Annotated in this window: 1 pseudogene; it reads right to left on the bottom strand. The window is 68.4% G+C overall.

Annotated features, from left to right (window positions below):
• Positions 1–222 (bottom strand): annotated as a pseudogene (locus AB0C16_RS41145) (hypothetical protein); the annotation flags it as partial.
• Positions 223–326 lie beyond the last annotated feature (104 nt).

A 326-nucleotide genomic window follows, 5' to 3' on the forward strand; every position in this document is an offset into this window, starting at 1 on the left:
CCAGGCCTGTCCGGCCAGCGAGCTGAAGAAGCCGCCGAGCGCGTTCTCACCGGTGCCCTTGAGGAAGCCGGTCGTGGGGCTGCCGCCCTCGATCCAGGCGCGGTTGGCCGGAGTGGCGAAGCCCCAGCCGAAGGTCTTGTCGAGGAAGGCCCAGAGGAAGATCCAGCCGAGCGAGATCCGGGCGATCGCCCAGACGTAGTCGACGGGGCGGCGGCGCGTCATCGCGCCCGAGTCCGCTTTCATGACGGGGTCGGTGGTGGTGGCCATGACGGCCCCCTTTCAGTTCCGGGTCATTGTCTTTGGCACCTCGATCACACCGTGTCCGG

Source organism: Nonomuraea sp. NPDC048916 (genome assembly GCF_040649575.1).
Taxonomy (GTDB): domain Bacteria; phylum Actinomycetota; class Actinomycetes; order Streptosporangiales; family Streptosporangiaceae; genus Nonomuraea.